Origin of the sequence: Burkholderia arboris (genome assembly GCF_038723655.1) — a bacterium.
GTDB lineage: Bacteria > Pseudomonadota > Gammaproteobacteria > Burkholderiales > Burkholderiaceae > Burkholderia > Burkholderia arboris.
In genome coordinates, this window is record NZ_CP109821.1 from 1,434,802 (window position 1) to 1,447,588 (window position 12,787).

Annotated in this window: 13 protein-coding genes; 9 read left to right on the forward strand and 4 right to left on the reverse strand. The window is 68.8% G+C overall.

All coding sequences use genetic code 11. From position 1 onward, the window contains the following. Positions 1 to 6: 6 nt before the first annotated feature. Together OHZ10_RS06775 and OHZ10_RS06780 are read right to left on the reverse strand one after the other, a co-directional pair. The gene (locus tag OHZ10_RS06775) at positions 7 to 309 is read right to left on the reverse strand and encodes a Dabb family protein (protein WP_059234932.1); all 303 of its coding nucleotides are present in this window, start codon (positions 307 to 309) and stop codon (positions 7 to 9) included. Continuing rightward, positions 306 to 1,187 (reverse strand): intradiol ring-cleavage dioxygenase, encoded by an 882-nt coding sequence (locus tag OHZ10_RS06780; protein ID WP_342704017.1) that lies wholly within the window; start codon positions 1,185 to 1,187, stop codon positions 306 to 308. The genes OHZ10_RS06775 and OHZ10_RS06780 overlap by 4 nt, the downstream gene beginning before the upstream one ends. Positions 1,188 to 1,305: 118 nt before the next feature. Here OHZ10_RS06780 and OHZ10_RS06785 point away from each other — a divergent pair, with 118 nt between their 5' ends. The 6 genes from OHZ10_RS06785 (at position 1,306) to OHZ10_RS06810 (ending at position 8,446) form a co-directional block, all read left to right on the forward strand. Next, a complete protein-coding gene (locus OHZ10_RS06785) occupies positions 1,306 to 2,229 on the forward strand; it encodes a LysR family transcriptional regulator (RefSeq protein WP_059234929.1) in 924 nt (307 codons plus the stop codon). A gap of 161 nt (positions 2,230 to 2,390) precedes the next feature. Continuing rightward, a complete protein-coding gene (locus OHZ10_RS06790) occupies positions 2,391 to 3,299 on the forward strand; it encodes a SphA family protein (RefSeq protein ID WP_059234928.1) in 909 nt (302 codons plus the stop codon). 236 nt (positions 3,300 to 3,535) lie between these two features. After that, positions 3,536 to 5,626, forward strand: coding sequence for a TonB-dependent receptor (locus tag OHZ10_RS06795; RefSeq protein WP_174992112.1), 2,091 nt, complete (start codon positions 3,536 to 3,538; stop codon positions 5,624 to 5,626). Beyond that, a complete protein-coding gene (locus OHZ10_RS06800; protein WP_059234926.1) occupies positions 5,626 to 6,423 on the forward strand; it encodes an ABC transporter ATP-binding protein in 798 nt (265 codons plus the stop codon). Before OHZ10_RS06795 ends, OHZ10_RS06800 begins: the two co-directional genes overlap by 1 nt. Continuing rightward, on the forward strand, positions 6,420 to 7,409 hold the full coding sequence (locus tag OHZ10_RS06805; protein ID WP_340623997.1) for an ABC transporter substrate-binding protein: 990 nt from the start codon (positions 6,420 to 6,422) through the stop codon (positions 7,407 to 7,409). The genes OHZ10_RS06800 and OHZ10_RS06805 overlap by 4 nt, the downstream gene beginning before the upstream one ends. Beyond that, positions 7,406 to 8,446 carry a FecCD family ABC transporter permease gene (locus OHZ10_RS06810; protein ID WP_059234922.1) on the forward strand — a complete coding sequence of 347 codons (1,041 nt, stop codon included), beginning with the start codon at positions 7,406 to 7,408 and terminating at the stop codon, positions 8,444 to 8,446. Before OHZ10_RS06805 ends, OHZ10_RS06810 begins: the two co-directional genes overlap by 4 nt. A gap of 58 nt (positions 8,447 to 8,504) precedes the next feature. Here the strand turns inward: OHZ10_RS06810 and OHZ10_RS06815 are convergent, their stop codons facing one another. Together OHZ10_RS06815 and OHZ10_RS06820 are read right to left on the reverse strand one after the other, a co-directional pair. Beyond that, entirely contained in the window at positions 8,505 to 9,881 is a 1,377-nt protein-coding gene (locus tag OHZ10_RS06815) for an ATP-binding protein (protein ID WP_059234921.1), read from the reverse strand. Next, positions 9,882 to 10,607, reverse strand: coding sequence for a response regulator (locus OHZ10_RS06820; protein ID WP_059234919.1), 726 nt, complete (start codon positions 10,605 to 10,607; stop codon positions 9,882 to 9,884). 245 nt (positions 10,608 to 10,852) lie between these two features. Here OHZ10_RS06820 and OHZ10_RS06825 point away from each other — a divergent pair, with 245 nt between their 5' ends. The 3 genes from OHZ10_RS06825 (at position 10,853) to OHZ10_RS06835 (ending at position 12,760) form a co-directional block, all read left to right on the forward strand. After that, positions 10,853 to 11,599: a MipA/OmpV family protein gene (locus OHZ10_RS06825; RefSeq protein WP_174992113.1), complete on the forward strand. Its 747-nt coding sequence runs from the start codon at positions 10,853 to 10,855 to the stop codon at positions 11,597 to 11,599. A gap of 269 nt (positions 11,600 to 11,868) precedes the next feature. Continuing rightward, positions 11,869 to 12,198, forward strand: coding sequence for a hypothetical protein (locus tag OHZ10_RS06830; RefSeq protein WP_059236824.1), 330 nt, complete (start codon positions 11,869 to 11,871; stop codon positions 12,196 to 12,198). 82 nt (positions 12,199 to 12,280) lie between these two features. Next, complete coding sequence (locus OHZ10_RS06835; RefSeq protein WP_342704021.1) at positions 12,281 to 12,760, forward strand: hypothetical protein; 480 nt, start codon at positions 12,281 to 12,283, stop codon at positions 12,758 to 12,760. Positions 12,761 to 12,787 lie beyond the last annotated feature (27 nt).

Genomic DNA, 12,787 nt, shown 5'->3' on the forward strand with positions numbered 1-12,787 from the left:
TCGTCGTTACTCCGTTGCGTAGTCGACCTGATGGCGCGCGATGCGCAGGCCTGTCAGTGCGTCGCGTACGCGTGCGTGTTCGGGATGTGCCGCGTAACCGTCCAGTGCTTCGCGCGATTCGAAATCGGCGACGAGAATCAGGTCGCACGCGTAATCGGTCGCGCTGAAATCCGCGCCGACCTCGAGGTGCGTCATTCCCGGAATCCGGCCGCGCAGGCTTTCGAACGCAGTTTTCACGCTGGCGCGCGCCTCGGCGCGCTCGCGGTCGGTTGCGCCGGCAACCTTCCACATCACGACGTGCCGGATCATGCGGCACGCTCCGCGGGATTCAGCACGAAGTCGTAGTCGAGCGTGTAGAACGGCGTGTCCATCCGCGATCCGTCGGGCGCGCTGCCCGGCGCATGCCGGACCCAGTCGGCGACGAGCGTCGAGCGCACGCCGAATACCGCGTCGGAGTCGAGATAGCGGTCGCCGTCGCGGAACACGTGCGTGATCAGCGTTTCGTAGCCGCGTGCCTGGATCATGAAGTGCAGGTGTGCGGGGCGCCACGGGTGGCGGCCGAGCGCATCGAGCATCGCACCGACGGGGCCGTCGTGCGGAATCGGATACGGCTCGGCGAGGATCGAGCGGAACGCGTAACGGCCGTCGGCGCCGCTGCGCAGCCGGCCGCGCGCGCGATGCGTGACCGACCCGTCGCCGGCCGGCTGCTGCACGTCGTAGTGGCCGTCCTCGTCGGCTTGCCAGACTTCCAGCGACGCGTGCGCGATGGGCGTGCCGTCGATGCCGCGCACATGGCCGGACACGAAGCAGGGCTCGCCGCATGCGCCGTTCGCGATGTCGTCGAACATCGCGAACTCGGGGCTGCCGTCGACGTAGAACGGGCCGAACACGGTCGCCTCGGTGCAGCCGGCCGGTTTCGCGTGGTTCTGCGCGGTGACGAGCGTGGACAGCCCGAGCACGTCGGACAGCAGGATGAACTCCTGGCGCTTGTCGTCGGTGATGTGGCCGACGGCCGTCAAAAAGCCGATCGCCGATTGCCATTCGGCCTCGGTGAGCTGCGTTTCGCGGGCGAATGAATGCAGGTGCTGGACGAGGCTTGTCATGACCGTGCGCAGCCGCTCGTCGCGACAGCCGGAGAGCGACGCGATCACGGCCTGCGTGATGGTGTCTTCGTTGAGATTGCGCATAGGGGTTGTCTCCTGATGTCGTTCGATGGCGCGTTGACGTAACATTAATTCCTCCCGGGATCGTAAAAAAGATGATTTGGAGGAGTTTTGTTCTCCGCCAGGTGGAAGAATCGAACGCATGGACAAGTGGACGCAGATCGAGTTTTTCGTACAGGTGGCCGAGCTGGGCAGCCTGTCGAAGGCCGCCGAACGGCTCGGCATGTCGAGCGCGGCGGCGAGCCGCTGCCTGAATGCGCTGGAAGAGCGGCTGGGCGCGCGGCTCGTCGAGCGCACCACGCGCCGGCTGTGGCTGACCGACGCGGGGCATGAGTACCACCGGCGGTGCGTCGCGATCCTGACGGAGTTGTCGGAAGCCGATGCGGCCGTCAACGAGGCGAGCGTCAACCCGGCCGGCACGCTGCGCGTGACGGCGTCGGTGTCGTTCGCGTCGATCTACATCGCGCCCGCGCTGCCCGAGTTTCACCGGCGCTATCCGAACCTGAACGTGCAGATCATCGCGGCAAACCGCTACCCGGATTTCATCGAGGCCGGCATCGACGTGGCGATCCGTACGCGCGAGCACGAGGCCGATTCGGGCATCACCGTGCGCAAGCTCGCCGAGACGCGGCGCGTGCTGGCCGCGTCGCCCGGGTATCTGGCGAAGCACGGCGCGCCGGCGACGCCCGATGCGCTGGGCGACCACCGGCTGCTGGTGTACAACCTCGCGAACGATCCGTACGTGCTGCATTTCCGCCACGGCGCGAAGACGCAGTCGGTCACGATCAAGAGCGTGCTCGATGCGAACGAAGGGCAGGTGATCCGTGCTGCGGCGCTCGCCGGGCTCGGCATCCTGATCCAGCCGCTCTACATCGTCCACGACGACATCGTCGCCGGGAAACTCGTGCCCGTGCTCACCGACTGGCAACTGCCGGCGCTCACCGTCAACATCGCGTACCAGAGCCGCCGCCATCAGCCGGCGAAGATCCGCGTCTTCACCGAGTTCCTGATCGAGCGCTTCGAACGCCTCGGGCTCGCGCGCAAATGGAAGGAAGTCGGCCGCTGATCGCAAGCGGCCCGGCGCTGTCGCGCATTTCTCCGCATGACGGAGAACTGTTCTCCCGATCGTCGTCTTTTTCGCCGCCGTCGTGCGATTTACATTGCGTCTCCCCGGGCCAGCAGCGCCCGGCTCGCGATTACACGATAACAATCCGGTCTGGAGACGACATGAAACATGCATTGCGACGAGTGCCGTTGGCACTCCTGATCGCCGGGGCCATTCACGTGCCGGCGCTGGCCACGGAGGGCGGCCAGATCAGCTATCCGTTCGGCGTCAACACGGTGCTGAACGGGCTGCTGCCGCCGCCCGGCAACACGCAGTACTTCAACTATTCGCTGTATTACTCGGCGAACCGCTTTGCCGGGCCGGACGGCGGCAGCGCGGTGCCGGGGTTCCACCTGAGCGTCGTCGCGGAAACGCCGCGCGTCGTGCATACCTGGGGCGCGACGTTCGGGCCGTTCTCGCTGTCGAGCAGCGCAATTGTGCCGATCGTGCACCTGCATCTGTCGACGCCGGGCGGCACCGGCAACCGCACGTCGCTCGGCGACGTGATTCTCGAGCCCTTCATGGTCAATTACGCGAATGCGTCGAAGACGTTCTTCGCGTTCTTCTCGCCGTCGTTCGCGGTGCCGAGCGGTGCGTACTCGGTGAACCGGATCGCGAATCCGGGGCTGAACACGTATGCGTTCCTGCCGTATCTCAGCATGACGTGGTTGCCGGGCCGCGACTGGGAGATGTCGACGACCACGCTGGTGGAGCTGAATTCGCCGAACCACGCGACGCGTTACCACTCGGGCGCGGTCGCCGTGCTCGACTACCTGATCGGTTATTCGATCGGCCGGCGCGTGCAAGTGGGCGTGCAGGGCACGTTCCTGAAGCAGTTCACCGACGATACGCAGGACGGCGTGAAGGTCGGCTCCGACGGCTTTCGCGGGCAAACCGTCGCGATCGGTCCGCAGTTGCGCTACATGTGGGGGCCGGCGTCGGGCGTGGTCGTGAAGTATCAGCACGAGTTCGCGGTGCGCAACCGGCCGCAGGGCGACAAGCTGTGGGTGCAGTTCAGTTTCCCGTTGTAAGCGCGCGGTGAAGGGGGAAGCTGACAAAACCCTGACGAATCAAGTTGATATAATGTATCATCCGAGGTTTTCGTCGCCGGCGGCTGGCGACGACATCCAACGAAGATCGATACGACGTGACGAAATCCGGAAACCACCCGGCGCGCGGGGAGCGGCACCATGCCGCGCCGCACCGGAACACGGGCGCCTGGCGTGCATGCGCGGCGCGCAGCTGCACGACGCTGCTGGGCTGTGCAATGGCCACGTCCGGCGTGCTGGCCGCCGAAGCCGCGGCCCCCGCGCCGGACGACCGGCGCGCGCTGCCGGCCATCAACGTCACGGCTTCATCCGCACCGGCCGATCCGCTGACGCAGCCGCTCGAAACGGGCTCGCGGCTCGGGCTGGCAAGCCTCGATACACCCGCGAGCGTCGAAACCGTCACGGCCGACACGATCGAAGCACGCGGCGATCGCACGGTGCTCGATGCGGTCACGCGCACGGCCGGCTTTTCGAGCGCGATGGCGCCCGGCACCGGCGGCACCGCATTGAGCGTGCGCGGCTTCAGCGGGCAGGAATCGGTGATGACGCTGCTCGACGGCGTGCGGCTGATGCCGGCGGCCGGCACGATCACGTTTCCGTTCGATACGTGGTCGGTCGAGCGCATCGAGGTGCTGCGCGGCCCGGCGTCGGTGCTGTACGGCGAAGGGGCGATCGGCGGCGTCGTGAACGTCGTGCCGAAGCGGCCGCAGCGCGAGAGGGAGACGACGCTGCAGGCCGGCGTCGGCCCCGACGGCGCGAAGCGCTTCGGGTTCGATACGACGGGCGCGCTCGGCCCGCGGCTGTCGTACCGCTTTTATGCGAGCGATGCGCGCGCGAACGGGCTGGCCGAACGGGCCGATACGCATACGACGGCAATCGGCGGCGCGCTGAAATTCGACGTGAGCCCGCAGCTCACGCTGACGCTCGACTACGACTACGGCCGCCAGATGCCGGCGACGTACTATGGCGTACCGGCGCCGAACGGCGTGCTCGATCCGTCGCTGCGCAAGCTCAACTACACCGTCGGCGATGCGACGATTTCGTACTATGACCAGTGGACGCGCCTGTCGGCCAGCTACCGGCCCACGGCCGGCGTGACGATCGACAACCAGCTCTACTACCTGACGTCGAACCGCCACTGGCGCAATGCCGAATCGTATGCGCTCGATGCGGCGACGGGACGTGTCACGCGCAGCGACTATCTCGACATCGGCCACCACCAGCGGCAGATCGGTGACCGGCTGAGCGCGCGCTTCGACGGCATGCTGTTCGGCCGCGCGAACCGCTTCGTCATCGGCACGGAGTTCAGCCAGATCACGTTCAGCGGGACCAACAACTCGCCGTACGGCGGCGCATCGACGGTGGCCGCGCACGGCTTCGATCCTGGCGTGTTCACGAGCCCCGATCCGACCGTGCCGCAATTCAGCACGCGGGCGCGACAGGCCGCGGTGTTCGCGGAGAACCGGCTCGAAGTGCTGCCGCGGCTCGCGTGGGTGAGCGGCCTGCGCTACGACCACATCGCGTTCAGCCGCGAGCAGGCGGCGACCGGGGCGGGCTTCGACAAGCGATTCGCGAACGTCGGCTGGCGCACCGGTTTCGTGTTCGAGGTTGCGCCGACGCTCAGCGCATACGCGCAGTACACGACGGGCGCGGAGGGGCTCGGCTCGCTCGTGACGCTGTCGGCATCGCAGGCGAACACCCGGCTCGCAACCGGCGAACAGTGGGAAGCCGGGCTCAAGCAGACGCTGCTCGACGCTCGCGCGTACTGGACGTTCGCCGTGTACGACATCACGAAGCGCAACCTGCTCAGCACCGATCCGTTCAATCCCGCGCTGCGCCAGCAGGTCGGCCGGCAATCGTCGCGCGGCGTCGAGCTGACGGGCGGCGCGCGGCTGCCGCACGGCTGGACGATCGATGCGAACGTCGCGCTGCTGCGTGCGCGCTACGACGCGTTCAACCAGACGGCCGGCGGCGCGACGGTGTCGCGGGCCGGCAACGTGCCGTCCAACGTGCCGCAGCAGACGGCGAACCTGTGGCTCGGCTGGGCATTCGCCGAGCGCTGGCAGGCGAATGCGGGCGTGCGCTACGTCGGCGCGACCTACGGCGACGATGCGAACCGCGTGCAGGTGCCGTCGTATACGGTGTTCGATGCATCGCTGCGCTGGCAGCCGACGTCGCGCACCGAGCTCGCGCTCTACCTGCGCAATCTCGCGAACCGCACGTATGCGGTGACGACGTCGAACGGCGGCGAGCAATGGCTGCTCGGTCCGTCGCGTTCGGCGGAGCTCGTCGCGACGATGCGCTTCTGATGCGGCGCGACGTGCATCCCGTTACCCGCATGCTCGACATCGAGCGCGTGAGCTGGTCGCCCGGCGGTGCGGTCACGGTGCTCGATTCGGTGGCGCTGACCGTTGCCGCCGGCGAGTTCGTCGGGCTGGTCGGTCCGAACGGCAGCGGCAAGACGAGCCTGCTGCGCTGCGTGTTCCGCTACGCCCGGCCCGACGCGGGCCGTGTCGCACTCGATGCGCAGGACGTGTGGCGCATGCGACCGCGCGCGGTCGCACAGCGCATCGCGGTGCTGCAGCAGGAGGCGCCGGACGATTTCGGGCTGACGGTGGACGAACTGGTCGGCATGGGCCGCACGCCGCACAAGCGGCCGTTCGACGCGGAATCCGCCGACGATCGCCGGATCGTCGAGTCCGCGCTGCACGACGTCGGCCTCGTCGAGCGCCGCGCGCAACGCTTCGCGTCGCTGTCGGGCGGCGAGAAGCAGCGCGCGCTGCTGGCCCGTGCGCTCGCGCAGCAGCCCGAACTGCTGCTGCTCGACGAACCGACCAACCATCTCGACCTGCGTCACCAGCTCGAACTGCTCGCACGCGTGCGCCGCCTCGGCATCGCGACGCTCGCGACGATTCACGACCTCAATCTCGCGGCTGCGTATTGCGACCGGCTCCACGTGCTCGCGCACGGCCGGGTCGTCGCGTCCGGCGTGCCGGACGACGTGCTGACCGAAGCGCTGCTGCGCGACGTGTTCGGCGTCGCCGCGCTCGTCGATCGCCATCCCGTCACGGGCCGGCCGCGCATCACGCCGCTTCATCCGGAATGACCGCCATGCCGTTTCCTTTGTCCTCTGTTGCACGCCGGCTGGTTGCCGCCGCCGTGCTCGGCTGTGCCGCCGCTCACGCGGGCGCCTATCCCGTCACGGTGCGCAGTTGCGACCGCGACGTGACGTTCGATCGCGCGCCGACGCGCGCGGTGAGCAACGACGTGAACCTGACCGAGATGATGCTCGTGCTCGGCCTGAAGGACCGGCTCGTCGGCTATACGGGCATCGGCGGCTGGAAGACGGGCACCGCACGCGTGCGCGACGCATTGCGCGGGGTGCCCGAGCTGGCGAGCCAGTATCCGTCGCTCGAGGTGCTGGTCGCCGCACGCGCCGACTTCTATCTCGCGGGCTGGAACTACGGGATGCATGTCGGCGGCCCGGTGACGCCCGCGACGCTCGCGCCGTTCGGCATCCGCACGTACGAGCTGACCGAGTCGTGTTCGCACGTGATGAAGCAATCGGCCGCGTCGTTCGACGACGTGTTTCGCGACCTGAACACGCTCGGCCGGATCTTCGGTGTCGATGCGCGTGCCGCGCAGGTGGTCGCCGCGATGCGGGCGCGTCTCGCGGCGGTGTCGCGCGCGATCGGGCAGCCTGCGCCGCTGCGCGTGTTCGTCTACGACAGCGGCACCGACAAGCCGATGACGGCAGGCGGGCTCGCGATGCCGACCGCGTTGCTGGCGGCGGCCGGCGCGCGCAACGTGATGGACGACCTGCCGCGCAGCTGGACGCAGGTGAGTTGGGAGAGCGTGGTCGCGCGCGATCCGCAGGTGATCGTGATCGTCGACTATTCGGCCGTGACGGCCGCGCAGAAGCAGCAGTTCCTGCTGAGTCAGCCGGCGCTTGCGCGCGTGGCCGCCATTCGCGACCGGCGCTTCGTCGCGATTCCGTACGATGCGGCGACGCCGGGCCCCGAGAACGTCGCGGCGGTCGAGACGCTCGCGCGCGCACTGTATCCGGCCGCATTCGCCGGGCCGGCGCGATGAGCGTGGGCGGGCGGGTGGCGCGGCCCGGCATGCGCGTGGCGCTGCCGGTGCTGGCCGTGCTGCTGAGCGTGTCGATCGTCGTGTCGGCCGCGTTCGGTCCGGCGCCGGTCGCGATGCCGGATGCGGTGCGGATCGTCGCCATGCACGTCGCGTCGGCATTCGGCGAGGCCGGTGCATTCGCGCCGGGAGCGGGAGACGACAGCATCGTGTGGCTGATCCGGATGCCGCGCGCACTGCTGGCCGCGATCGTCGGCGCGACGCTGGCGGCGGTCGGCGTCGCGTTGCAGGCGGCGACCGCGAACCGGCTGGCCGATCCGCACCTGCTCGGCGTGAGCGCAGGCGCGATGCTCGGCGCCGTCACGGTCACGGTGGTGGTGGGCGCGGCATTCGGCCCGTTCACGTTGTCGGCCGCCGCGTTCGCCGGCGCGCTCGCGGCAACCGCATGCGTCGTCGCGCTCGCGCATCGGGGCGGCCGGCTCGAATCGGACCGGCTGCTGCTCGCGGGCGTGTCGGTGTCGTTCATGATGGCCGCGTTCGGCAACCTGTTGCTGTATCTCGGCGACCAGCGCGCCGCGTCGTCGGTGCTGTTCTGGATGCTCGGCGGCGTCGGGCTCGCGCGCTGGGATCTGCTGCCGGTGCCGGCCGTATGCGCGGCGCTCGCCGGCGGCGCGCTGTACGCACGCCGGCGGGAACTGAATGCGCTGATGTCGGGCGATGTCGCCGCGGCGTCGCTCGGCGTGCCGAGCGCGCGGATGCGGCGCGAGGTGTTCGTCGTCGCATCGTTCGCGACGGGCGCGATGGTCGCGGTGAGCGGCGCGATCGGCTTCGTCGGGCTCGTGACGCCGCATCTGTGCCGTCGCGTCGTCGGCGCCGAGCACGGCCGGCTGCTGCCGGTTGCCGCGCTGACGGGCGCGATCCTGCTCGTGTGGGCCGATGTCGCGGCCCGCACGCTTGCGGCGCCGGAGGATTTGCCGATCGGCATCGTGACCGCGATGTTCGGCAGCCTGTTCTTCGTCGCGTTGCTGCGCCGCCGCTGAGCGGCGCAATCCCGTCAGATCCGGTGGGCGACGGCGGGGCGGCCGCCCGCCGTGCAACTTATCGCGACGGCGTGGCCGTGCGCTTGCCGTCGCCGGGCGTGCCGGCACGTGAATCGATGCTCGCCACGTCGAAGAGGCTGTCCGGCAGTGTCAGCGGGGGCAGCGTGATGACGAAGCGTGCGCCGCCGAGCGGCGAATCTTCGAGCCGCACGTCGCCGCCGTGCACCTGCGCGACGCGCCGCACGATCGCGAGCCCGAGGCCGAAACCGCCGGTCTGCCGGTCGCGGCTGGAGTCGAGCCGCTGGAACGGCTCGAACACGCGCGCGCGTTCGGCGGCCGGAATGCCGGGGCCGTCGTCGTCGACACTGAGCACGAGCGCGCCGGTCGCGTCGCTGGCAGCGGCCAGCACGACCTTGTGCGATGCGTAGCGTGCGCCGTTGCGGATCAGGTTCAGCAGCGCGCGGGCGACGAGCTTCGGGTCGCACACGTGGGTCGCGGGCGCGCCGAGCGCCGAGACGTCGAGCGTGATCCCGCGATCGGCGACGTCGTTCGCGACGTTGCCGGCGACGCTGTCGATCAGCGCATCGACGACGATTTCCATCGGCGCGAGCTCGCTCGCACCCTGTTCGAGCCGGCCGATCGTCAGCAGTTCGGTGACGAGTTCGTCGAGTTCGCGCACGTCGCGCCGCAGTGCATCGCGGCGCTCGCGCATCCGTCCCGTTTCGTCGGGCTCGGCAAGCAGCGCAAGCCCGAATTCGAGCCGTGCGAGCGGCGTCTTCAGCTCATGCGAGATACCGTGCATCATTTCGCGCTGCTGCTTGATCGACGCCTCGATGCGCGCGGCCATGTCGTTGAACTGCTGCGACAGGTCGTAGATGTTCGACTTGCCCGACAGCTTCACGCGCGTCGACAGCGTGCCGGCGCCGAACGTGCGGGCCGCTTCCTGCAGCCTGCGAATGTCGCGCCAGTGATAGTGAATCCACAGCACCACCGCGAACAACGTCGCGAGCGCGAGCAGCATGTACGCATAGATCCGGATGTCGAGGTCCGGCGGCTCGATCGGGCGCGCATGCAGCACCGAGCCGTCCGCGAGCGGCATGTAGTAATCCTTGCCGTTGTAGCTGATCGCGATCCTGCCGGCATCGAGATCGCGCAGCGGCGCGCCGTTCAGTTGCGCGCGCGCGTCGGCCATCGACATGAAGCCGAACCCTTCGTTGCCGTGCAGCGCGAGTTCGCGCAGCGCGAGCGCGCGCTGCGCGCCCGGATGGCGCTCGAGGTAGTCGTTCAGCACGAACGAATAGGTCGTCAGCGAGTCGCGCTGCGCCTGCGCGACCCGCTCGTAGAAGATCCGGTCGAACGCCAGCTGGATGAAGACGATCGATGCGGCGACGCACACGATCACGATGAGGTACAGCCTGATCAACGGGCGCAGCATTTATTCGTCCCACGCGGAAGGGCTGAACAGGTAGCCGCGACCCCAGATCGTCTTGATCTTGTGCGGCTCCGACGACGCGTCCTCGAAGCGGCGGCGCAGCTTCGAGATGCCGGAATCGACCGAGCGGTCGAGCCCGTCGAATTCGATCCCGCGCAACTGCTTCAGGATGTCGTCGCGGCTCAGCACGGTGCCGGCCGCGCGCGCGAGGATCAGCAGCAGGTTGAATTCGGCCGTCTTCAGGTCGACCGGCTCGCCGCGCCACGTGACGGTGCGGTTCGGCGGCGAGATCGTCAGTTCGCCGAACACGAGCGCGTCGGGCGCGGCAACGGGCGTTTCGATCGCGGCCGGCTGCGCGCGGCGCAACAGCGCACGGGCGCGCGCGACGAGCACGCGCGGTTCGAGCGGCTTCGTCACGTAGTCGTCGGCACCCGTCTCGAGGCCCGCGACCTGGTCGTACACGTCCGCGCGTGCGGTCAGGATCAGCACGGGGATATTCGTGAACGCGCGAATGCGCCGGCAGACTTCCATGCCGTCGAGATTCGGCAGCATCAGGTCGAGTATCACGAGGGCCGGCTGGTGCTCGCGCACCGCCGCGACGGCGAGGTCGCCGCGCCGTACGACCGTCACCGCGAATTCGTAGCCGTCGAGGTATTCGCGGACGAGCTGCGCGAGGCGGTCGTCGTCCTCGATCAGCAGCACACGGTATTTGAGCGGATTGTCGTTCATGGTCTCCTCAGGATGCACGCGCCATTTCACACCCGGCAGGCTGTTGCGCGGCGTGGCACGCGAATTCTATCCGGCGTTCCGGAGGCGGGGACAGCGGCACGACAATCTCGAACAATCGAACACAATTGAGCACAGATTCTCCGCAGATTCTGGACAGTCTTGGGGCAGGGCGGCACCTAGACTGCGGGCTCCGTCACTCTTATCTCAATATTGTGCGCCCATTACTTCGCCGCTACCGCTATTGCGTGCCGCTCGCCGGCCTGACCCTCGCCGCCGCCGCCCACGCGGAAAACCAGTATTCGCTGTCGCTCGGCGGCGGTTTCGCACCGCGCTACCAGGGCAGCAACCAGTATCGCGGCGTCGTTGCGCCGTCGTTCTCCGCGAAGTTCGGCAACGGCTTCTTCATCGACGGCACGCAGGGCGCCGGCTACCGGCTGGACCTGCCGCATGGGGTGTTCGTGTCGGCGGCCGTCAGCTACGACGCGGGCCGCGCGGACGAGAACCGCTTCGACCTGCCGGGCTCCGACTACCTGAAGGGCATGGGCCGGATTCCGGGCTCGGTGCTCGTCGGCGTGCGCGCAGGCGTGACGCTTTTCAATGCAGCCGAGCTGAGCGTCACGATCGATTCCCCGGTGACGCACACGTCGCGCGGCGTGTCGGGGCACATGGATCTCGCGGTGCCGGTGTTCAAGACGTCGCAGCACGAGATCGTCGTGACGGGGACCGTGCATGCGGGCTCGGGACGCTACATGCAGACGTTCTACGGCGTGACCGACGCACAGTCGATGACGAGCCGGTTCCGGCCGTATTCGGCGAGCGGCGGGATCGACAGCGCGTCGATGGCGGTCGCGTGGAACTGGACGCTGTCGCAACACTGGTCGGTGCTCGCGACCGGCGGTGTGACGCGGCTGCTCGGCCGTGCCGGCGACAGCCCGATCGTCCAGTCCCGCAGCAACTACTACGGCATTGCAGGCGTGACCTACACGTTCTGAGCGTGCTGTCGCGGCAGGCGTGACCCGGCGCAATCGCCGTGCATGCGCGGTCGCGCTGCATGGCGTGCGGTAACATGCAGGCGGCTTCGGCAGCGGGCCGAACCCGCGGCTGCGGTGCGCCGAATCGGCGCGGCCGGCGCGCGCGAGGCTGCGGTTGGCCGGCCGGCATCTTCCGGAAACGGCCGGCGGCGCGGAACCGATCATGCATGCAACGCCCGCTCGGCGAGGAACGCCGCACCAGTGTCGCCGGGCGCGAAAGGGAGAAACCGATGAAGAAGACGATCGCGATGATGACGGCGCTGGTTGCGAGCGCAACGTTTGCGGGATGTGCGGACATGAACACGAAAATCTCGAGCGCGGGCGGCACGCCGGCGAATGGCGGGCCGGCGGGCGCGGCGCAAGCCTGCAAGGCGGACGCAGGGCCGGACGATGCGCTGGTCGGCAGGACCGAGGCCGATGCGAAGGCGCAACTGGACGGCTGCCTGTGGCGTGTGCTCGAGCGCGATGGCCAGTCGCTGCCGGGCACGATGGATTACCGGCCGGAGCGCCGCAATCTCGGCATTCGCGGCGGGAAGGTGATCTGGGTGCGGCGCGGGTGACGGCGGCTGCCGGCGTGACGCGCCAGCGCGTGTCGTCGCCGGGCACGTGCCGCCCGGCCCCGCGGGTCGTGCGGGGCCGTCGATGAGCGCCAGGGCAGGGGCGCTCGCTTTGGCGCTGACGATGCCGGGCGTGCTCGCCGCGTGCGGTCCGCATGATGGCGAAATGGCGGCGACGCGGCGCACCGTATGCATCACCGGATACAACGAGTACGACCGCAAGCTTCACGAATTCTGGCTCGACAACGAGCACCGGTCGGGATGCTTCGGCAATCCGTCGGCGCGGGATGCGGGCGAGGCCTTCGGCGGCGGTGGCGGGTTCGCCTGCGGCTGCAAGGTCACGCCGGGGCAGCAGGTGAAGCTGTCCTGGCTATTCGCGCAGCCGCTCGACGACATTCAGCGCGGTATCCCGGCCGAGCACAAGACGATCGACGTGACGATTCCACAGCCGGAATCGGCGACGTCGCGTTACCTGCGCGTGTATTTCAGGAACGACGGCACGGCCGAACTGCAGTGGGTGGACGACATGAACGCGCCCGAGCTGCCGCCGACTGCGCAGCAATGATCGCCGCGCGACGCGCGCGATCGACGG

Coding starts and splice junctions, on each gene's coding strand:
- OHZ10_RS06775 (WP_059234932.1), bottom strand. CDS start 309: ATGATCCGGCACGTCGTGATGTGGAAGGTTGCCGGCGCAACCGACCGC.
- OHZ10_RS06780 (WP_342704017.1), bottom strand. CDS start 1,187: ATGCGCAATCTCAACGAAGACACCATCACGCAGGCCGTGATCGCGTCG.
- OHZ10_RS06785 (WP_059234929.1), top strand. CDS start 1,306: ATGGACAAGTGGACGCAGATCGAGTTTTTCGTACAGGTGGCCGAGCTG.
- OHZ10_RS06790 (WP_059234928.1), top strand. CDS start 2,391: ATGAAACATGCATTGCGACGAGTGCCGTTGGCACTCCTGATCGCCGGG.
- OHZ10_RS06795 (WP_174992112.1), top strand. CDS start 3,536: ATGGCCACGTCCGGCGTGCTGGCCGCCGAAGCCGCGGCCCCCGCGCCG.
- OHZ10_RS06800 (WP_059234926.1), top strand. CDS start 5,626: ATGCGGCGCGACGTGCATCCCGTTACCCGCATGCTCGACATCGAGCGC.
- OHZ10_RS06805 (WP_340623997.1), top strand. CDS start 6,420: ATGACCGCCATGCCGTTTCCTTTGTCCTCTGTTGCACGCCGGCTGGTT.
- OHZ10_RS06810 (WP_059234922.1), top strand. CDS start 7,406: ATGAGCGTGGGCGGGCGGGTGGCGCGGCCCGGCATGCGCGTGGCGCTG.
- OHZ10_RS06815 (WP_059234921.1), bottom strand. CDS start 9,881: ATGCTGCGCCCGTTGATCAGGCTGTACCTCATCGTGATCGTGTGCGTC.
- OHZ10_RS06820 (WP_059234919.1), bottom strand. CDS start 10,607: ATGAACGACAATCCGCTCAAATACCGTGTGCTGCTGATCGAGGACGAC.
- OHZ10_RS06830 (WP_059236824.1), top strand. CDS start 11,869: ATGAAGAAGACGATCGCGATGATGACGGCGCTGGTTGCGAGCGCAACG.
- OHZ10_RS06835 (WP_342704021.1), top strand. CDS start 12,281: ATGAGCGCCAGGGCAGGGGCGCTCGCTTTGGCGCTGACGATGCCGGGC.